At 59.9% G+C, this 20,374-nt stretch carries 17 protein-coding genes; 11 read left to right on the top strand and 6 right to left on the bottom strand.

The genetic code is table 11. The features are described 5' to 3' along the window. The first annotated feature begins 67 nt into the window (after nucleotides 1-67). From KQ659_RS14715 to KQ659_RS14725, 3 genes are all read left to right on the top strand, one after another. On the top strand, nucleotides 68-1,714 hold the full coding sequence (locus KQ659_RS14715) for a CTP synthase (protein ID WP_216680365.1): 1,647 nt from the start codon (nucleotides 68-70) through the stop codon (nucleotides 1,712-1,714). Between the two features lie 221 nt (nucleotides 1,715-1,935). Then, entirely contained in the window at nucleotides 1,936-3,720 is a 1,785-nt protein-coding gene (gene yidC, locus KQ659_RS14720) for a membrane protein insertase YidC (RefSeq protein WP_216688320.1), read from the top strand. Between the two features lie 163 nt (nucleotides 3,721-3,883). Then, nucleotides 3,884-4,420, top strand: coding sequence for a DUF6438 domain-containing protein (locus KQ659_RS14725; RefSeq protein WP_216680363.1), 537 nt, complete (start codon nucleotides 3,884-3,886; stop codon nucleotides 4,418-4,420). Between the two features lie 270 nt (nucleotides 4,421-4,690). Here the strand turns inward: KQ659_RS14725 and KQ659_RS14730 are convergent, their stop codons facing one another. Both KQ659_RS14730 and KQ659_RS14735 read right to left on the bottom strand, forming a co-directional pair. After that, a complete protein-coding gene (locus KQ659_RS14730) occupies nucleotides 4,691-5,368 on the bottom strand; it encodes an alpha/beta hydrolase (protein ID WP_216688319.1) in 678 nt (225 codons plus the stop codon). Nucleotides 5,369-5,398: 30 nt separating this feature from the next. Beyond that, on the bottom strand, nucleotides 5,399-7,093 hold the full coding sequence (locus tag KQ659_RS14735; protein ID WP_216680361.1) for an ABC transporter substrate-binding protein: 1,695 nt from the start codon (nucleotides 7,091-7,093) through the stop codon (nucleotides 5,399-5,401). A 158-nt stretch (nucleotides 7,094-7,251) separates the two neighbouring features. On the opposite strand from KQ659_RS14735, the gene KQ659_RS14740 reads away from it, so the two are divergent. From KQ659_RS14740 to lepB, 5 genes are all read left to right on the top strand, one after another. Next, nucleotides 7,252-8,058: a ParA family protein gene (locus KQ659_RS14740; RefSeq protein WP_168674432.1), complete on the top strand. Its 807-nt coding sequence runs from the start codon at nucleotides 7,252-7,254 to the stop codon at nucleotides 8,056-8,058. 594 nt (nucleotides 8,059-8,652) lie between these two features. Next, complete coding sequence (locus KQ659_RS14745) at nucleotides 8,653-9,636, top strand: ParB/RepB/Spo0J family partition protein (protein ID WP_216680360.1); 984 nt, start codon at nucleotides 8,653-8,655, stop codon at nucleotides 9,634-9,636. A gap of 79 nt (nucleotides 9,637-9,715) precedes the next feature. Further along, nucleotides 9,716-10,447: a DUF5683 domain-containing protein gene (locus KQ659_RS14750; protein WP_216680359.1), complete on the top strand. Its 732-nt coding sequence runs from the start codon at nucleotides 9,716-9,718 to the stop codon at nucleotides 10,445-10,447. Nucleotides 10,448-10,507: 60 nt separating this feature from the next. After that, entirely contained in the window at nucleotides 10,508-11,227 is a 720-nt protein-coding gene (dapB, locus tag KQ659_RS14755) for a 4-hydroxy-tetrahydrodipicolinate reductase (RefSeq protein ID WP_216680358.1), read from the top strand. 95 nt (nucleotides 11,228-11,322) lie between these two features. Beyond that, nucleotides 11,323-12,474, top strand: coding sequence for a signal peptidase I (gene lepB / locus KQ659_RS14760; protein ID WP_216688318.1), 1,152 nt, complete (start codon nucleotides 11,323-11,325; stop codon nucleotides 12,472-12,474). A 192-nt stretch (nucleotides 12,475-12,666) separates the two neighbouring features. Here lepB and KQ659_RS14765 read toward each other — a convergent pair whose 3' ends face one another. Continuing rightward, on the bottom strand, nucleotides 12,667-13,329 hold the full coding sequence (locus tag KQ659_RS14765) for a uracil-DNA glycosylase (protein ID WP_216688317.1): 663 nt from the start codon (nucleotides 13,327-13,329) through the stop codon (nucleotides 12,667-12,669). Nucleotides 13,330-13,444: 115 nt separating this feature from the next. Here KQ659_RS14765 and apaG point away from each other — a divergent pair, with 115 nt between their 5' ends. Further along, nucleotides 13,445-13,831: a Co2+/Mg2+ efflux protein ApaG gene (gene apaG / locus KQ659_RS14770; RefSeq protein ID WP_168674439.1), complete on the top strand. Its 387-nt coding sequence runs from the start codon at nucleotides 13,445-13,447 to the stop codon at nucleotides 13,829-13,831. A 94-nt stretch (nucleotides 13,832-13,925) separates the two neighbouring features. Next, a complete protein-coding gene (locus KQ659_RS14775) occupies nucleotides 13,926-14,705 on the top strand; it encodes an O-methyltransferase (RefSeq protein ID WP_262905494.1) in 780 nt (259 codons plus the stop codon). A 110-nt stretch (nucleotides 14,706-14,815) separates the two neighbouring features. Here the strand turns inward: KQ659_RS14775 and kdsA are convergent, their stop codons facing one another. Continuing rightward, entirely contained in the window at nucleotides 14,816-15,673 is an 858-nt protein-coding gene (kdsA, locus tag KQ659_RS14780) for a 3-deoxy-8-phosphooctulonate synthase (RefSeq protein ID WP_216680355.1), read from the bottom strand. 100 nt (nucleotides 15,674-15,773) lie between these two features. Continuing rightward, entirely contained in the window at nucleotides 15,774-16,382 is a 609-nt protein-coding gene (locus tag KQ659_RS14785; protein WP_216680354.1) for a methyltransferase domain-containing protein, read from the bottom strand. Between the two features lie 125 nt (nucleotides 16,383-16,507). Between KQ659_RS14785 and KQ659_RS14790 the strand changes: the two genes are divergently transcribed. Beyond that, nucleotides 16,508-17,458 carry a hypothetical protein gene (locus tag KQ659_RS14790; RefSeq protein WP_216680353.1) on the top strand — a complete coding sequence of 317 codons (951 nt, stop codon included), beginning with the start codon at nucleotides 16,508-16,510 and terminating at the stop codon, nucleotides 17,456-17,458. Between the two features lie 146 nt (nucleotides 17,459-17,604). Here KQ659_RS14790 and cphA read toward each other — a convergent pair whose 3' ends face one another. Further along, entirely contained in the window at nucleotides 17,605-20,232 is a 2,628-nt protein-coding gene (gene cphA, locus KQ659_RS14795) for a cyanophycin synthetase (protein ID WP_216680351.1), read from the bottom strand. Nucleotides 20,233-20,374: the final 142 nt, after the last annotated feature.

The raw sequence follows: 20,374 nt of genomic DNA on the forward strand, positions 1-20,374 counted from the left end.
TGCCAGACCCGCCCTGCGCAGATTTTTGGGCGTACCAAATTCGGCTGCCGTACTTTTGACCCCCGTCATGCCCGAACGCTCCAACCCCTCCCCCAGCGCGTCGGCAGCGAAATACATTTTCGTTACCGGCGGCGTCACTTCTTCACTCGGCAAAGGAATCATTTCCGCCTCGCTGGCCAAGCTTTTGCAGGCCCGCGGGTTCCGAGTCACCATCCAGAAGTTCGACCCCTACATCAACATCGACCCCGGCACCCTCAACCCGTACGAACACGGCGAGTGCTACGTGACCGACGACGGGGCCGAAACCGACCTCGACCTCGGCCACTACGAGCGGTTCCTGAACACGCCCACCTCGCAGGCCAACAACGTCACCACCGGCCGCATCTACGACCACGTCATCCGCCGCGAGCGCGAGGGTGCGTTCCTCGGTAAAACCGTGCAGGTGGTGCCCCACATCACCGACGAGATTAAGCGGCGTATGCTGCTACTGGGCCAGAACAGCCAGTTCGACGTGGTGATTACCGAAATCGGCGGCTGCATCGGCGACATCGAGAGCCTGCCCTTCGTGGAGGCCGTGCGCCAGCTCCGTTGGGAATTGCCCGATGCCGACTCGCTGGTTATTCACCTCACGCTGGTGCCGTATCTGAAGGCCGCCGGCGAGCTCAAAACCAAGCCCACCCAGCACTCAGTGCGCGACCTGCGCGAGGCCGGCCTCCAGCCCGACATCCTGGTGTGCCGCACCGAACACCCCATGCCGGCCGAGATGCGCCGCAAAATCGCGCTGTTCTGCAACGTGAAAATCAACTCGGTTATCGAAAGCCTCGATGCCGACAGCATCTACTCGGTGCCGCTGCTCATGCGCAAGGAGGGCCTCGATGAGCGGGTTATCAAGCGCCTGAAGCTGACCGGCGGCACGCTGCAGCCCGACCTGGAAGCCTGGAAAGATTTCCTCGGCAAGCTAAAAAACCCCACCGAGGAAGTGACTATTGCCCTGGTAGGCAAGTACGTGGAGCTACCCGACGCCTACAAATCCATCAACGAAGCCTTCGTGCATGCTGGCGCTCAAAACGAGTGCAAGGTGACGGTGCGCAGCATCCAGTCCGACAATATCACGCCCGAAAACATTGCCGGCCTGCTGCACGGCTGCGATGGCGTGCTGGTAGCGCCCGGCTTCGGCGAGCGCGGCTTCGAGGGCAAAATCGCCGCCGTGAAATACGTGCGGGAGAATAATATTCCTTTCTTCGGCATCTGCCTGGGCATGCAGGTGGCCGTGGTAGAATACGCCCGCAACGTGCTGGGCCTGCCCCATGCCAACTCGACCGAGATGGACGCTCTCACGCCCAACCCCGTGGTGGCCATGATGGAAGAGCAGAAAAACGTGACCCTGAAGGGCGGCACCATGCGCCTCGGGGCCTACGCCTGCGACCTGCGCCGGGGCTCAAAAGCCGCCAAAGCCTACGCCCGCAACCACATCAGCGAGCGCCACCGCCACCGCTACGAATTCAACAACCAGTATCTCAAGCAATTTGAGGATTCGGGCCTGCAAGCCACCGGCACCAACCCCGAAACGGGCCTGGTGGAGGTAATTGAGTTGCCCTCGCACCCCTGGTTTGTGGCCGGCCAGTTCCACCCCGAGCTGAAAAGCACCGTGGAAAATCCGCATCCGCTGTTCGTGCGTTTTGTGCGGGCCGCCATTCAGCATAGGAAAGGATAAGTGGCCGCGATTACAGGCAGTCGCCTGTAATCCTGAACGCAACGAAGGACCTTATCACCGCCAAGCAGTTTGCTGTAATGGGAAACCATGCAAACGCGATAAGGTCCTTCGCTGAGCGGACGCCAGATGAAGGATGACAGGCGACTTCATTCTTAATTCCTCATTCTTCCTTAAGCGCAGCGTCCCGCCGTACCTTTGCCCCTTCGCAACCTTTTTTACTAATGGATAGAAATTCAGCAACCGGCCTATTCCTTATCTCGGCCTTGCTCCTCGTGTACCTGTTCTTCTTCAGCCCGAAGAACCCCGACGAAAAAGCCACTGGCAAAACACCGCCCGGGACTACCGCCGCTACCAAGGCCCCGGCCATTCCGTCCGTAGCCGCCCTGGCTCCGGAAGCGGCTCTCGACACCATGGCCGGCGCAGCCAAGGACATGAGCCTGGCCAACGAAAACATCACCGTCACTTTTTCGACCCGTGGCGGCCGCGTCACGGCCGTGCGCCTGAACAAATACAAGACGTTCTTCGGCAAGCCGCTCGATTTGTTCGATGCCACGAGCGCCCGCATGGACACCAAATTTCGGACCGTAGATGGCAAAACCATCCGGTTTTCGGATTTGAATTTCCAGGCCGTTCCTTCGCAGTCGGCGGCCGGCTCGGTGCTCACGTTCAGCGCGCCGGTGGCGGGCGGCAGCATCGTGCAGACCTACTCACTGCCCGCCAACAGCTTCGAGCTGAAGTACGACCTGCGCCTGCTGGGCCTGGAGCGCACCGTGGCCCAGGAGCCGCTCACCTTCACCTTCGTGGACCAGGTGCGCCAGACCGAGCAGGACCTCAAACAGAACCGCAACCACACCACCATCAACCACTACCTGGCCGCCGGCGACCAGGGCGCGCTGGCCGAGGCCAGCGAGAAGCCCGAGGAATACAAGGCCGCCGGCCCCGTGAAATGGGCGGCTCACAAGCACGACTTCTTCGTGGCCGGCCTCATCGCCGACCAGCAGCCATTCGCGGGCGGCGCGTTCAACGCCGACGTGAACCTGGAAGACTCCACGACCATCAAAACCCTGAGCTCGACGCTGACCATTCCGGTGGCCGAAGTGGAGCAGGGCCGGGGCCAGTACCGCTTCTTCTTCGGCCCGAACGCGTTCAACCTGCTGAAGCAGGTAACGCCGGAGTTCGACCGCAACGTGTACCTCGGCTGGGGCCTCTTCCGCTGGGTGAACCGCTTCGTGGTGCTGCCGGTGTTCCACTTCCTGGAGCAGTTCATCTCGTCCTACGGCGTAATCATCGCGCTACTGGTGCTGCTTATCAAGCTGGTAACGTGGCCGCTCACCTACAAAACCTACGAGAGCCAGGCCCGCATGAAAGTGCTGAAGCCCGAGATTGACGAGCTGAAAGCCAAGCACGGCGACGACGCCACCAAGGTGCAGCAGGAAACGATGAAGCTCTACCAGACCTTCGGCGTGAGCCCCTTGAGCGGCTGCGTACCCACCCTGCTCACGCTGCCGATTCTGTTCGCCATGTTCCAGTTCTTCCCGAACGCCATCGAGCTACGTCAGCAAAGCTTCCTGTGGGCCAAGGACTTGAGCAGCTACGACGTATTCATCAAGCTGCCCTTCTACGTGAAGTGGTACGGCGACCACGTTTCGATGTTCACCCTCATGATGACGGCCTCCACCCTACTCATGACCTGGCAGAGCAACCAGACCAACACGGCCATGCAGGGCCCCATGAAGACCTACAGCTACCTGATGCCCATTATCTTCCTGTTCGTACTGAACAGCTTCGCGGCGGGCCTCACCTGGTACTACTTCGTGTCGAACGTCATCACCTTCGCCCAACAAGCCGCTACCAAGGCGTTCGTGGACGACACCAAAATCCGCGCCCAGCTCGACGCCAACAAAATCAAGAACAAAGACAAGAAGCCCGGCGGCATCCAGGGCCGCATTGCCGAGGCGATGAAGGCCGCGCAGGAGCGCGAGGCGCAAGCCAAGCGCAAATCGTAGCCAGCACTGCTACTATTTGAACGTCATGCTGAACTGCGTTCAGCATGACGTTTTTGGTTTAACTAATTCTAAAAGCCGGCAATCCGAAACCATAGGCACGGTTTTCGTATTGCCGGCTTTTTATTGCCATCTTTCACCCCAATCTTTCTGCACCCCAACCGCCATGCGCCATTTCTCGCTCCTGCTGCTGCTCAGTGTCTTTAGCCTCAGCTTCATGCTGCCCGCCTGTGCCCAGCGTGTGCCCACCAAAAAAGCAAAGGCGAAAACAGCCGGCCAAACGACCGTAGCTCCCGTTCAGGCGGCCACTCCTGCGGCCGAGGGCCCCGTTATCACCTTCGAGCGCACGCCCTGCTACGGCATCTGCCCGACCTACACCATGCAGGTGTATGCCGATGGCCGCGTGGCCTACGAAGGTCGCCGCGCCGTGCCAGTGCTGGGCAAGCACGACCTGAAACTGTCCGCCGCCGCCGTGGCCGATATGCTGCGCCAGGCCAAAGAAGCCCACTTCGATACATTCGATAAGCGATACTCGCGCAATACCTCCGACCTGCCCAGCACCGTCGTAGCCATCCGCCAGCCCAACGGCACGCTCAAAACCGTAACGGTTGAGGAAGGTGCCCCCGAAAACGTGAAAAACCTCTTCATTTATCTCGGCAACCAGTTCGACCAGCTGGCCCAGCTGAATGGCATAGAGAAGTAGTAATAGCGGCCCAGGCTGATAACGCCATGAAGCATCCGGTTACGTCTGAACCACTCGTTCGGACGTAACCGGATGCTTCATGGCGTTATCAGCCTGGGTGTTTGATTGGCGCGGCCACCAGTGCCATTACCGGAACACTGCTCGAAAAGCCCGCAGCGCCACCGGATGGTAAATGGTGGCGTGTATTTCCTGTGGCATGGCCTCGTAGTGCCAGTGGCCGGCGCAGGGGCCAGCGGCCTGCACCAGCTGGAGCGTGGCGGCCGTATCGCCCTAGCTGCTGGTAGCCAGGTAGGCGCTAACGGCCGGGCGGCCGGGTGCCTTCAGCCGGGTAGCAGCCTCTTTGGCCAACTGGCCATTGTTCCACCACAGACTGAGGTCGAAGGCGAGGTAGGCATTGAAAAGCTGGGGCTCCAGCAGCAGGGTTTCGACCACGAACAGGCCGGCCAGCGACTCGCCCACAATAGCCGTTTCAGCGGTGGTGCGGTAGCGCTGCCGCACCTGCGGCATCAGCTCCTCGCGGATGAACTGCCGGTAGGCGGCCGAGCCACCCACTTTGGGCGCAATTTTGCGGTCTTCGGCGCTGGTGGTGGGGCCGGTGAGGTCGCGGCGGCGCTGGGTATTTTCGATGCCAACCAGGATGAAGGGCCGCATGGTACCGTTGCCGGTCAGCACCTGCACCAGGCCCACGATGTGCAGAAAGTCCTCCCCGATTCCGCCATCGGGCATGTACAGCACGGACAGCCGGATGGTCGCGGAGTCGGTATAGGCCAGCGGCAGGTACACGTTGATGCGCCGGGTTTCGCCCAGCGCTTTCGATTCGAGGGTGAAGGTTTGGCCGATGGTCAGCGGGCTGGCGGCGGCAGTCGCCCTGGTGGCCTGCGCGCGCACGCCTTGCTCGCCGGCCACTGCCAACACCACTGTCGAGAGCAAAACCAGCAAATTCCGCATCGCCAACACCGTTTAATTTAATGTGAATGGTTACTCCTTACGCACCCGCTCCAGCAGCAGCTGGTTCATGGGATTCGGGGTGAGGCCACGCACGTTGTTCTGCGTCAGGCGTACTACCTCGTCGTAATAAAGGCTGATAACGGGCGATTCTTCTACCACAATGCGGTCCATGGCCTGGTACAGCGCCGTGCGTTTGGCCACGTCCTGGGTGCGGCGGGCTTCGTCGTAGAGCTTGTCGTAGGCGGCATTTTTGAAGTGGGTTTTGTCGGGGCCGGCGGGGCTGAAGTTGGGGCTGTAGAACAGCGCCAGGTAGTTTTCCGCGTCGGGATAGTCGCCCAGCCAGCTTTTAGCGAAGAAGGCCACCCGGCCGTTGTCCACCAGGTCCTGCTGCGCGGCCGATTGGTTGATGTCAATCTGCACCTGCACGCCCACGTTGGCCCATTGTTTCTGCATGTATTCGCCCAGCTCCTTACGTTCCAGCACGGTACTCAGGCGCAGTTTCAGGGGGCGCTGGGGGCCGTAGCCAGCGGCGCGCAGCAGCTGGCGGGCCTTCTGCGGCTGGTAGGTGTAGCCGGGCACCTCTTTTTCGGAGAACGAGGGCAGGGCGGTGGGCACGAAGCCCGAGGTGCCGGCGTGGCCCACCCGGTTCAGCAGGTAGGTCAGCATTTCGGGCTTGTTGAGGGCGTAGTTCAGGGCCTGGCGCACGCGCTTGTCGCGCAGGGCCCGGCCCTGAATGGCCTGCTCGCCAATCAGGTTGGCCGAATCTAGCTGAAAACCCAGGTACTCGGTATTCAGATACGGCGCTTTCTGCACCGTGAACTTGCCCTGAAAATCAGCCCGTATGGTGCCATCGGGGTGCATAATGAGGTCGCGCGAGCCCGCCCGGATGCCCGACAGGAAATCGAGCTTGCCCTGCATAAAGGTCAGAAACTCCGTTTTGCGGTCGGGCAGAAAGCTCACGGCCACGGCATCCAGATACGGCAGTTTGCGGCCCTGCTGGTCAGTGCGCCAATAGTTCGGGTTGCGCTCGTAGAGCAGGATATTGCCTTCGTCCCAGAGCTTAAAGCGGAACGGCCCCGTGCCCACCGGATGCTCGCGGAAGTCCTTGCCATACTTTTCCACGGCCTCGTGCGGCACTACGTAGGCATAGGGCATGGTGAGAATGCCCAGAAACGGGATGAAAGGCTCCTTTAAGTGAATGCGCAGCGTGGAGTCGTTCGCGGCCACAAAAGCCGTGTCGCTGATGCTGCCATCGGGTTTCTCCAGCACCTTGCCCCGAAAAATCCAGCCGCCCGAGCTGGCCGTGGCCGCATCTAAAATTCGTTTGAAGCTGTAGACGAAGTCGGCCGCCTTCACTTCCCGGCCCTTGCCGCTGGCAAAAACGTCGCTGTCGTGAAACCGCACGCCCGGCCGCAGCACGAAATTATACGTCCGCCCATCGGGCGAAATCGTGTAGCGACGGGCCAGCGCGGGCACCGGCAACAGCGTCGAATCCAGCTCCATCAACCCGTTGAACAGCTGCGACACCGCCCACGAGTTGGCCTGGTTGCGGGCAAAAGCGGGGTCGAGCGAGGACAGGGCTTCGGGCTGGTTGTAGCGGAACACGCGGCGCTCATCGGCGGCCGGGCGGGCCGCGTCGTGGCAGCCAGCCAGCACCAGCGTGCCCACCGAAAGTCCAAACAGTTTAGCCGAGCAGCCAGCCCAACGAACCAAAAAAGGGGCCATGCGAACAGGGAAAGAATGTATCTTTGTGCAATGCTACGGCAGGAAAGTTTCTCGTTTCTTGTTTCTGGTTTCTTGTTTAGTAGTGCGGGCTCAGTGGGCCAGCACCCAAAACGACCATTAACAAGCGACTAGAAACCAGAAACTAGAAACTAACTCCAATGGGAAAAATCATCGCGGTAGCCAATCAGAAAGGCGGCGTGGGCAAAACCACTACCTCCATTAACCTCGCGGCGTCCCTGGCCGCCCTGGACTACCGGACCCTGCTCGTCGACGCCGACCCCCAGGCCAACGCCACTTCGGGCGTGGGCTACGACCCCAAGGACATCCAGAACAGCATCTACGAGTGCATGGTGGACGGCATTAATGCCCGCGACATCATTGTGCCCACCAACATTCTGCCCCACCTCGACCTCATGCCCTCCCACATCGACCTGGTGGGGGCCGAGGTGGAGATGATAAACCTGCCCAACCGCGAGGAGAAAATGAAGGAGGCCCTGCGCCCCCTCGCCGACGAGTACGATTTCATCATCATCGACTGCTCGCCCTCGCTCGGCCTCATCACCGTCAACGCCCTTACGGCGGCGCATTCGGTTATCATCCCGGTGCAGTGCGAATATTTCGCCTTGGAGGGCTTGGGTAAGCTCCTGAATACCATCAAAATTATTCAGAGCCGCCTCAACACCGAACTCGAAATCGAAGGCATTCTGCTCACGATGTACGACGTCCGCCTGCGCCTCAGCAACCAGGTGGTGGAGGAAGTGCGCATGCACTTCCAGCAGTTGGCCTTCGATACCATCATTCCCCGCAACGTGAAGCTGAGCGAGTCGCCCAGCTTCGGTATCCCCGTCATCCTGCACGATGCCGAGAGTAAAGGCTCTATCAGCTACCTCAACCTGGCCCGCGAAATCGTGGAAAAGAACAGCGTGGAAGCCACCGAGGAAACGGCGGAGGACGAGCGGATTTAGGGTTTGATTTTCGGTTCAGATTATGATTGATAGACGAACCGACCCGGCTGCTTGGGCAACTTTTATGTACGAGTTAGAGGATGCGCAAGAGCATCTATCAAACTTGTGCAAAGAACTGTATAACAACTGTGAATACGGCGAGATTGAACTCCAAATTGATATCGCCCACGTCTATTCCCATCTGAATCGGGCTTGGAATGGAAGGAATGCCACAGATAAATAATCTGATGATGCATCACTTTGGCGCCAATGGAGCCGATTCCCAACTGATGTAGAACCTCTATAAAGATAATCTGAGCAGTTGAAAAGCCCCAGCGGGGCGACATATCGGTAGCAACTCCAGCTTCTCCAGATTCTTAAAGCCCCAGCGGGGCGGCATTCGTTGAACGAGTGTCGCCCCGCTGGGGCTTCGCCATTCTCACGCCCTGGTTTTGCTACCGATATGCCGCCCCGCTGGGGCTCAAATCTAACTGTATTAAAGCCTAATTTCAACCTCAACCGCTCGCCCCAAACTTATCGGCTTGCCCTTCGCCCAACAATCCGTAATTTTGACATCCGTTGCCGAGTGCCTTTTATGGGCCCGGCCGATGAACTATGGCTTTAGAGAAGAACGAAGAGAAATTGCAAGCTGCCCTGGCCGCCGCCGCCGCAGTGAAACGCAAGAGCGGGCTGGGCCGGGGCCTCAACGCCCTGATTGAAGGCAGCTACGAGAAAAAAGGCGACCGGCCCAACTCCGGCGACCGGCTCGTGTCGCACCCCGTCAATTCGGTGGGCTTCATTTCCGTCGAGCACATCGAGGCCAACCCCTACCAGCCCCGCACGCACTTCGATAAGGAAGCGCTGCAGGAACTGGCCGACAGTATTAAAATTCAGGGCATTATTCAGCCCGTAACGCTGCGCCAGCTCGGCACCAACTCCTACCAGCTCATCAGCGGCGAGCGCCGCCTGCAGGCCTCCAAACTGGCCGGCCTGGATACGATTCCCGCCTACATCCGCAAGGCCGACGACCAGCAGATGCTGGAAATGGCCCTGATTGAGAACATTCAGCGCGAAAACCTGAATGCCATCGAAATTGCCCTCAGCTACCAGCGCCTGCTGAGCGAGTGCAACCTGCGCCAGGAAGAGCTGGGCGACCGCGTAGGCAAGAACCGCACGACCGTGACCAACTACCTGCGCCTGCTGAAGCTGCCGCCCGATGTGCAGATTGGCCTGCGCGATGCCGAAATCAGCATGGGCCACGCCCGCGCCCTCATCGGCCTCGACGATGCCAAGCTGCAGGTCGAGCTGTTTCGCAAAACCGTGGCCGAGGAGCTCTCCGTGCGCCGCGTGGAGGAGCTGGTGCGCAACGGCTACGGCCGCAACGGCACCGAGGCCAAGCCCAAGACCGACGGCGATGCCACGCCCGCGCCGCCCGCCGTGCCGGTGGCCGAAATCCGCCGCGCCGAGCGCCACCTCACCGACCGGTTTGGCTCGCGCGTGCAGGTGCGCCCCACGCCCAAGGGCAACGGCGAAATCAAAATCGCCTTCGATTCGGTGGAGGATATGCAGCGCATTCTGCACATTCTGCAGCCATCGTAACCCGTCCGTATTGGTGCCCGCGCCCGTTAGGGGGCGCGGAGCACGCTAAATACCGGCCCTTGCCGTTAGCTGGTTTGTTATGAAAAAACGGATTTCCTTTCTGGCCTTTGCTGGGTTGCTTCTGGGTAGCCTGCTGGCCAGCCACGCTGGCTACGCGCAGGTATTCGACCCGAACCCGGCGCCCACTCGTACCCCGGCCGCCATTCTGGCCGACACCACCGAGCGCCGGGAAGTGGTGGTGACGCCCGCCGCCAAGAGGCAAAAAGCCGCCGCCGACTCGGCCAAGCGCACCGAGCACATGTTCCGCGCCTTTGGTTTCAAAGGCATCCGCCTTACGCGGCCCGGCAAGGCGGCCATGCTGGCCCTGGTGCTACCCGGCGCGGGCCAGATTTACAACCACCGCTACTGGAAGCTGCCGCTGGTGTACGGTGCGTTGGGCGGTGTGATTTACGGCGAATGGTATTACCAAAAGCACTACCATGATTTTGCCTACGCCTACAATGAGGTAACGTCCGGCCGAAAAAAAGTACTCGACCCGGAATTTAAAAGCGGTGCTGAACTAGTGCGTAGCAGAGAGGGTCTCAACAGCGGCGTGATATTCTACCGGGGCTACCGCGACATTTTCTACCTCTACATTGGCCTGGCCTACGGCCTGCAAATCGTGGATGCGCTGGTTGATGCCCACCTCCAGGATTTTGACGTGAGCGATGACCTGAGCCTGCACTGGGAACCCCGCATGCTAGCCGTGCCCGGGCAAACGAGCTTCCTGCCCACGGCCCCGGGCGTCATGTTTGCGCTGCGGGTGAAATAAGCATTCCGGCCACTTTCCCCTCTCCATCTGCCAGTTACTGCATTCCGACTACCTAAACAAATGAAAATCCTCCTCATCGGCTACGGCAAAATGGGCCAGACCATTGGCGCGCTGGCCGCCCAGCGCGGGCACGAAATTACGGGCATTGTGGACCCGCACGCCAGCCAGTCGAACATCCGCGATTTCACGCCGGAAACCGTCGACGTTGCCATCGAATTCACCCACCCTGACTCGGCTTTTGCCAACGTGATGACCTGCCTGGGGCAGGGTATTCCCGTGGTGTGCGGCTCTACAGGCTGGCTGCATCATTTTGAGGAAGCCCGCGCCCTTACCACCCAGCTGGATGGCAGCCTGTTCTACGCCTCCAACTACAGCGTGGGTGTGAACCTGTTCTTCCACTTCAACGAGTACATCGCGGCCAAAATGGCGCAGTACGGCAGCTATGACGTGGCCATGCGCGAAATTCACCACACCCAGAAAATCGACCAGCCCAGCGGCACCGCCCTCACGGCGGCCGAAGGTATCCTGCGCCACTTCCCCACCAAAACCACCTGGCGCAACGCCCCCACCGAACTGCCCGCCGAGCTGGCCATCATCAGCGAGCGCACCGGCGACGCGGTGGGTACGCACATCGTCACCTACACCTCCGACGTGGATACGCTGGAGCTGAAGCACGAGGCCCACAGCCGCGAAGGATTTGCCCTGGGGGCCCTGCTAGCGGCCGAGTGGCTGCCCGGCCGCCCGGGCGTTTTCGGAATGAAAGAGCTGCTGGATTTGTAGTCCTTCCGGCTTTAGAGGCTGGCGCTGCGCGGCCCCGGCATTCTGCTACGTTTCTTTGACTGATATTCATTGCCAAGCCCAAGCTTGCTCCCCCCATGTCCCTGCTCAAAACCGACCCCACCACTCCGCCCCAGCCGACCAAAACGAAAACCCGCGAATGGGCCGATTCGCTGATTTTTGCCATCGTGGCCGCCACGCTCATTCGCTGGGCCACGTTTGAGGCGTACACGATTCCCTCGCCCAGCATGGAATCGTCGCTGCTGGTGGGCGACTACCTGTTTGTGAGCAAGCTGCACTACGGCCCCATCACGCCCCAAACGCCCTTGCAGGTGCCCCTCACACACCAAACCCTTTGGGGCACGGGCATGAAAAGCTATTCCGACCTCATCCAGCTGCCCACGTTCCGGCTGCCGGGCTTCTCAGAAATCAAGCGCAACGACGTGGTGGTGTTCCATGTGCCCCACGAAACGCAATACCCCGCCGACCTGCGCACCAACTACATCAAGCGCTGCGTGGCCGTGGCCGGCGATACCCTCGAAATCAGAGACGGCAAGGTATTCCTCAACGGGAAGCCCGGCGTGACGCCTCTCGGCCTGCAAACCACGTACTTCATGCAGGTCGACAACCCCAACGATGAGGTGCTGGCCGCCCTGCGCGCCCAAGGCGTGGTCGACTACGACCAGCCCGGCGGCATGCCCCAGGCCGTGCCCGGCCCCACCCAGGGCACCTACGGCTACACCATCAGCTGCACGCAGACGGCGGCCGATTACTTCAAAAAGCAGCCCTACGTGAAGGACATGACGGTGCTCCAGCCGCAGGTTATGCTATTCCCCGACGTGGCCGATTTCCACGGCTCGATGGCCATAAGCGCCACCCCGCGCAACTGGAACCTCGACAACTACGGCCCGCTGCCCATCCCCAAAAAGGGCCAGACCATTGCCCTCTCCCCCGCCAACGCCGCCATCTACTTCAAGATAGTGGCCCGCTACGAGCATAACGAAGGCATTACCTGGCAGGATGGCATGATTTACCAGAACGGTAAAATGCTCACCAGCTACACCCTGAAGCAGAACTACTACATGATGATGGGCGACAACCGCCACAATTCGGAAGATTCGCGCTTCTGGGGCTTCGTACCCGAAGACCACGTCGTGGGCAAAGCCGTCCTCATCTGGCTCTCAACGGACCCCAACGCCGACTTCTGGCACAAAATCCGCTGGAGCCGCTTGTTCAATATCATTCATTAGGTCAGTTAAGAGTTAAAAGTGAGGAGTCAAGAGTTGCCAGGGCCATTCCTGCTAACTCTTAACTCCTCACTTTTAACTCTTAAGTAGGTAGTCAGTAATGAGTATTCAGTAGTCAGATTTCAGCTATTTAGGAATCAGTCAATTGATTTCTGTCTGACTACCGATTACTGATGACTGACTACTTAACTCCCTTTACCATTTCACCGGCGCCAACTTGTGCTCTACCAGCCAGGCATTGGCTTTGCTGAAAGGCTTGCTACCGAAGAAACCCTTATCGGCCGCATAGGGAGAAGGATGTACTGATTTTATAACCAAGTGCTTGCGCTCATCAATGAGCTCCAACTTCTTGCCCGCGTAAGCGCCCCAGAGGATGAACACGACGTGCTCCTTCTCGTTGGAAACCTTGCGAATAACCTCATCAGTAAATTCTTCCCAGCCTTTTTTCTGGTGCGAGGCCGGCTCGGTGGCGCGCACCGTGAGCGTGGCGTTCAGGAGCAGCACACCCTGCTCGGCCCAGCGGTCGAGGTTGCCGTTGGGCGCGGGGGCCGTGCCGGGGATATCGGCTTGCAGCTCCTTGAAAATATTGATGAGTGAGGGCGGCGTGCGCTGCCCCTCCTGCACCGAGAACGACAGGCCGTGCGCCTGATTTTTGCCGTGGTACGGGTCCTGCCCCAGAATTACGACCTTAACCTTATCGAACGGCGTGGCCTCGAAGGCGTGGAAAATATTGGAGCCCGCCGGGTAAACCGTGGCCGTGGCGTATTCGCCTTTCACAAACGCGATGAGGCGCTGAAAATAAGGCTTTTCGAACTCGGCGGCCAATACGGGCCGCCAGCTTTCGGCTATCTTTACCATTGAAGTTTTTGAGAAAATAAACGGGATTTGTGCGGCGTTCTGGAGCCAAATTTGCGTAAAACCAATTCTGGCGGGCGGCTGTTACGCCCGCAGCTACCTTTTAGCTCCGCCGATTATGCCCACCACCACTACGCAAGGCGTCACCGTTTCGGTTACGACCAATTACCTGCCCGACTACTCCAGCCCCGGCCAGGAGCATTTTGTATTCGCCTACAAAATCGATATTCGCAACGACAGCGAGTTCACCGTGAAGCTATTGCGCCGCCACTGGCACATCCACGATGCCAATGGGGTGGTGCGCGAAGTAGAGGGCGAAGGCGTGGTAGGCCGCCAGCCCGTGCTGGAGCCCGGCGAGTCGCACCAGTACGTGAGCGGCTGCAATCTAAAATCGGGCGTGGGTAAAATGTGCGGCACCTACCTCATGGAGCGCCTGGCCAACGGCCAGGAATTCACGGTAGAAATCCCGGAGTTCACCCTGATGGTTCCGTATCGTCTTAACTGAGCTATTAGCTGGCAGCCATTAGCTGTTAGCTTTGTCCTGCTGATGGCAGCAGTAGCTAACGGCTAGCAGCTGAAAGCTAACAGCTAAAATCAGGTTGTTTCAACTCCTCGCCTACCTCCGCTTCTGGCTTCGTTCGGGCAATGCCCATGGCCTACACTCGCCGTTCGTGTTCGGCCTATACACTTCGGCCGTTCGGCACGAGGGCACCTACGGGACCTACGGGGCCATTGAGGCGCGGCGGCAGCAATTACTCGGCAGCCCGACCAGCATCAGCGTTACCGATTTGGGGGCGGGCTCGCACACCGGCGCGGGCAGGCAGCGCCGCGTGGCCGACATTGCCCGCACGGCAGCAAAGCCGGCCCATCTGGCGCAGCTGCTGTTTCGGCTGGTCAATTATTTCCGGCCCACTACCATTCTGGAGTTGGGCACTTCCCTGGGCCTCACCACGGCCTACCTGGCCGCCGCCGACTCGCGCCATCCCGTCATCACCTTCGAGGGCTGCCCCAACGTAGCGGCCGTGGCCCGCGAAACCTTTGCGGCGCTCAGCATCGGCAATGTGCGCATTGTGGAGGGCAATATTGATGACACCCTCGCTCCCACCCTGGCGGCGTTGGGCAAACCCGTGGACTTTGCCTTTTTCGATGGCAACCACCGCTACGAGCCCACGCTACGCTACTTCGAGCTATGCCTGGCCCACCGCACCGATGAATCGGTGTTTGTGTTCGACGACATTCACTGGTCGGAGGAAATGGAGCGGGCCTGGGAGGCCATCAAAATCCACCCCGACGTGACGGTGACAGTGGATTTGTTTTACGTCGGATTGGTCTTTTTTCGGAAGAACCAGCCCAAGCAGCATTTCTCGCTGCGGGTATAATTGTACCGTGTGTACCGTGGACTCTGCGAGTCCGCGCGTGGACGAATATTCTGAACTGATGCCTGCGCAGACTGGCCCACGCGCGGACTCGCAGAGTCCACGGCACAAGGCTACGGCAGCTGGTTCAGCTCCACCTCGCCCCGGTCCTGAATGGCCTGGCGCACGCGCGTCAGCTTTTGCAGCAGGGCTTCGAGCTGGTCGAGCGGCAGCATGTTGGCCCCGTCGGAGAGCGCCGTGGCGGGCGTAGGGTGGGTTTCGATGAACAGGCCATCGGCTCCTACGGCAATGGCGGCTTTGGCAATGGTTTCGATGAGGGCGGGCTGGCCGCCGGTCACGCCGCTGGCCTGGTTGGGCTGTTGCAGCGAGTGCGTCACGTCCATCACCACGGGCACCTCGAAGCGGCGCATGGTGGGCAGGTTACGGAAATCAACCACCAGCTCGGAATAGCCGAAGGAATTACCGCGCTCGGTGAGGATGACGTTGGGATTACCGGCCTGGCGCACCTTGTCCACAGCCCATTTCATGGCCTCGCCGCTCAGAAACTGGCCTTTTTTGATGTTAACCACTTTGCCGGTTTGGGCGGCGGCTACCAGCAAATCAGTTTGCCGGCACAGGAAGGCCGGAATCTGGAGCATGTCCACGTACTCGGCGGCCAGCGCAGCCTCGGTCGATTCGTGAATGTCAGTGACCGTGGGCACGCCGATTTCACGCCCTACTTTTTGCAGAATGCGCAACGCCGTTTCATCGCCAATGCCGGTGAACGAGTCCAGCCGCGAGCGGTTGGCCTTGCGGTACGAGCCCTTGAAAATGAAGGGAATCTGCAACTTATCCGTCATGTGCTTGATGCGCTCGGCAATGCGCAGGGCCATGTCCTCGCCCTCGATGACGCAGGGGCCGGCCATGAGGAAGAACTGACCGGAGTTGGTGTGGCGGAAGTGCGGGAGGGTGTTGGCGAGGGCTTGGAGCATGGGTTTCGGGAGATGTAGCGCGAAACGGAAGCTTCGCGGAGCGTAGAACAAATTGGCAAGTGACGCGGTCGGACGCGAAGCTTCCGCTTCGCGCTACAACCTATTTCTTCTTCAGACAAATAAACAGCTCCCGCCCCTGCCGGGGCTTGAGCGAATTGGTAGCCGTTTCGAAATGGCGAAACGCAAAGTAGGGCGCGAAGTACGCCCGGTATTCTTCCCGGCTGCCACCGAACGGCGGCTCCTGCACGGGGCCGAAATCGGTATCGAATAGCAGGCCCATGAGCGTACCGCCGGGCCGTAGCAGGTGGGCGCACTGGCGGGCATAGGCTGGGCGCAGCGCGGGGTTGAGGGCGCAGAAAAACGTCTGCTCCACAATTAAATCGTAGGCCGGGGCGTTGGGCAGGGCAAAGAAGTCAGCCAGCAGCAGGTGTTCCCGGGGAAAATCGGGTACGCGGGCGACCAGCGCCGCCAGGGCTTCCGGGGCAATATCGGCCACGAATACCTGCTGGAAACCCAGCTGGTGCAGATATTCGGCCTCGTAGGCCCGGCCGGCTCCGGGAATGAGGATGCGCGGCTGCGCGGCCACATCGAGCTGGTCGAAATAATCGCGCAGCGGCGGGGTAATGGTATGGGCATCCCACCCGTCGCGGCCGGCAGCGTAACGTGCTTGCCAGTAGGCCGCATCGAAGTTCGCAGAAACCGTTTCCATGTGGCCGAAGTATAGAATAAACTTGCCAGGGCAATAAAGTCCCCTATTTTTACGCCAAAGGTACGCGGCGCACCGCGCCACCATCCTTGATTTTTTTCCCGCTACTCTCGCTTAACTATTCCCGCATGGACCCGAACGAAACCCCCGAACCCCGCTCCAACAACAGCCGCGTCCTCCTTTGGGTAGCCCTCGTGCTGGTGCTCCTAGGCATCAACGGCGTTCTGTTTTACCTCAACCAGCAGAAAGGCCAGCAGAACGAAGTACTGACTACCGAAGTAAAAGCCAAGGACAGCAAGCTTCAGGAGCAAATCAAGCAGTACGAAGCCCTGAAGGCTGATTTTGAGCGCCAAAGCTCAGAGCTGCAGGCACTGGGCCTGAGCAACGACTCGCTCGAATCCAAAATCGCCGGCGTGAATGCCGACCTGCTGAAGCTGCGCTCCTTTAAGGCCGGCAGCTTTTCTATTGCCCAGCAAAACCTGTTCAAGAAGCGCGCCCAGAACCTGGAAGGCCAGCTGCGCAAAAAGGACGACGACATTGCCCAACTGAAGAAGGACAACGAGTCGCTCTACACCGAAACCACCACCCTCAAGGAAAAGCAGAACCGCTTGACCGACACCATCAGCACGGTGGTGCGCAGCAATAAGGAGCTGGCCGAGAAAGTGGGCGTGGCCTCGCGCCTGCAGGCCGACAACATCCACGTCGCCATCATCACCTCCAAAAACAAGGAGAAGGAGGACGATAAGGAGGAGTTCAAAGCCAAGCGCGTGGAGAAAGTCAAAATCACTGCCAACCTGGCCCGCAACGACGTATCGCCCAAAGAAACCAAAGCAATCTACCTGCGCATTCTGGAGCCCGATGGCGCGGCCCTCTACAACCTGAGCACCGGCGGCGGCACCTTCACCGTGGACGGCCAAGAGGCTTTCTACACCCAAAAGCAGGACGTGGTGTACGACAACACCAAGCAGAAACTGGAATTTGTGTATGCCAAAGGGGCCGAGTACAAGAAGGGCCTGCACACGGTGGAGCTGTATGAAAGCGGCCAGCTGATGGGTAAGACGACGTTCACGCTCAAATAAGTCTGAACCGCAGATTCGTCGGATTTTGTTGCCGATTTTCAACGTATACCGAATACCCACAGTCATCAAAAAAGGCTGCCAATCGGCAGCCTTTTTTGATGACCTAAATCGGCCACAAAATCCGACGAATCCGATAAATCCGCGGTTCAGACAGCTCGCTCGAACTCATCCAGCTGAGCTGTAGCAGCGGCAATATCCTCAGCAAACAGCGTGATAACTGCGCCTTGCGGGGCCGTTTTTAGCACGTGGGCGATGGCATCGGGCTCCTTCTCGATGTAAGTAATTTTCAGGTCGGGCTTGTCGAGGCGCAGGCCGCGCTCCATGATTTCACGCAGGAATTCCTTCGTCTTACCGCGCAGGTCGCGGTCCTGGCGCAGAATAACTTCATCGAAGATGCGGCCCGCGATGCGGGCAAAGCCCAGCGTATCCTCGTCGCGGCGGTCGCCCAGGCCCGATACCACCCCGATTTTGTGCGTGGCCGGCGTAGCTTCCATGAACTCGGCGAATTTGGTAATGCCCGCCGTGTTATGGGCGTAGTCCACAATCACGTCGAACTTGGGGAATTTATAGACGTTCATGCGGCCCGGCGTTTTCGTGGCCGAGGGTACGAAGGTGCGCAACGCGGTTTTGATGTCATCGCTCTCAAACCCGGCCAGGTAGCCGGCCAGTGCCGCCGCCAGACAGTTCTCAATGTTGAAGCCCGCCCGGCCTTCAAACGTCACCGGAAACTCGGCGGCCCGGTCGATGCGCAGCTTGTAGCTGTTGCGGTAAATCGTGACATAGCCTTCCTCGTACACCGCCGCCACGCCGCCGGCCTCCACGTGCTCCAGAATACGCGGGTTGTGCTCGTTCATGCTGAACAGGGCCACGCGGCAATCTACAGTGCGGGCCATGGCGTACACCAGGTCGTCGTCGGCATTGAGCACAGCCCAACCGTTTTTGCGCACCGTGCGAGGCAGCACGCCCTTCACGGCGGCCATTTCCTCCACGGTGTAGATGTCGCGCATGCCGAGGTGGTCGGCCGCCACGTTGGTCACCACTGCAATGTCGCAGCTATGGAAGCCCAGGCCCGAGCGCAACATGCCGCCACGCGCCGTTTCGAGCACGGCGTAGTTCACCGTGGGGTCCTTTAGCACAAACTCGGCGCTCTGGCCGCCGGTGCAGTCGCCGGTTTGCAGCTGCACGCCCTGGATGTAGATGCCGTCGGTGGTGGTGAAGCCGACTTTATAGCCCTTGCTGGCCACAAGATGCGCAATTAGGCGCGTGGTGGTGGTTTTGCCGTTCGTGCCGGTCACGGCAATAATCGGAATACGGGCCGTGCTGCCGCGCGGAAACAGCATATCCACCACCGGCGCGGCCACGTTGCGGGGCAGGCCTTCAGTGGGCGCGATGTGCATGCGGAAGCCGGGCGCGGCATTCACCTCAATCACCGCACCCCGGCTCTCGTTCAGCGGAATAGCAATATCGGTGGCCATCAGGTCGATGCCGCAGATGTCGAGACCCACGATGCCGGCGGCGCGCTCGGCCATCAGCACGTTGTAAGGGTGCATCTGGTCGGTCACGTCGGTGGCAGTGCCCCCGGTGCTGATGTTGGCCGTACTTTTCAGGTACAGGATTTCGCCGGCGGGCAGCACCGATTTCAGCGTCAGCTTGCGGGCTTTGAGAATATCCAGCGTGTGCTTGTCGGCCTTGATGCTGGTGAGCACCTTTTCGTGGCCAATGCCCCGGCGCGGGTCCTTGTTTACCTCATCAATGAGCTTCTGAATGGTGCTTTTGCCATCGCCGGTCACGGCGGCCGGTGTGCGCTTGGCAGCAGCAATGAGCTTGCCGTTCACCACCAGCAGGCGGAAGTCGAAGCCTTCGATAAACTGCTCCACAATCACGGCCCGCGAGTACACCTGCGCAGCTTTCAGGCCCTCGGCGGCATCTTTCCAGTTCATGATGCGGATAGTGGCGCCCTTGCCGTGGTTGCCGTCGAGCGGCTTGGTCACGATGGGGAAGCCCAGTTCGTCGATGGCATCGCGCAGGCCCGCCTCCGAATACACGGTGGTGCCGCGCGGCACGGGCACGCCCGCGTCATTCAGCATTGCCTTGGTGCGGTTCTTATTGCCGGCCACTTCCACGCCCGCGTGCGAAGTCAGGCTGGTGGTGGTAGCCCAGATGCGGCGCTGGTTCACGCCGTAGCCCAGCTGAATGATGCTGGTGTTCTTGAGCTGGATATAGGGAATGTTGCGCGAAGCGGCCTCCGCCACGATGCTGTAGGTGCTCGGCCCGAAGAATTCATCTTCCCGGATTTCGTGCAGCTCGGTGATGATGGGCTTCAAATCCACCTTTTCCTTGCGACATACGGCTTCTACCACTTCCACGGCAGCCTCGGCGGCGCGGCGGCCAGCGCGCTCCTCCTGGTAGGCAAATACCACGTACTCCACCCCTTCCTCCTGCGCCGGGTAGCTCTTGCCCCAATACACGAGCATGGCGGCCTGCCGCTGCAGCTCCAGCGCTACATGCTGGATAACGTAGCCCAGCGGCTCGCCATCGTTCAGCGCCTCCAGGGTCAGGGGCTGGTGCTTGGCGGCCTGCTTACCGCTCATGCCGCCCGGCTGCACGGTCCCGATGTTGGGAAATAGCTTCATCAGCCGCCCGGCAAACCCCGGCACGGCATTCGACCACTGGCCGGCAAACTCCTGTAAATCAACTTTGGCAACGATGAGCTTATGGTGCTTCACAGACCAGTAGCTCGGCCCGCGCATGGTGCGGAGGTCAACAATCTTCATAAGGGATGGGGTGGTAAAAGTCGGAGTTCAGGCGCAAGTACGGCCAATGGCCCAGCTTGGCTACGAAATGTAGGCATAATGCGGACAAAACCCGCCACCCGCCCCATTATCCACGAAAAAAGCCCCATCGGCCGGGTGGCAA

Source organism: Hymenobacter siberiensis (assembly GCF_018967865.2).
Taxonomy (GTDB): Bacteria; Bacteroidota; Bacteroidia; order Cytophagales; family Hymenobacteraceae; genus Hymenobacter; species Hymenobacter siberiensis.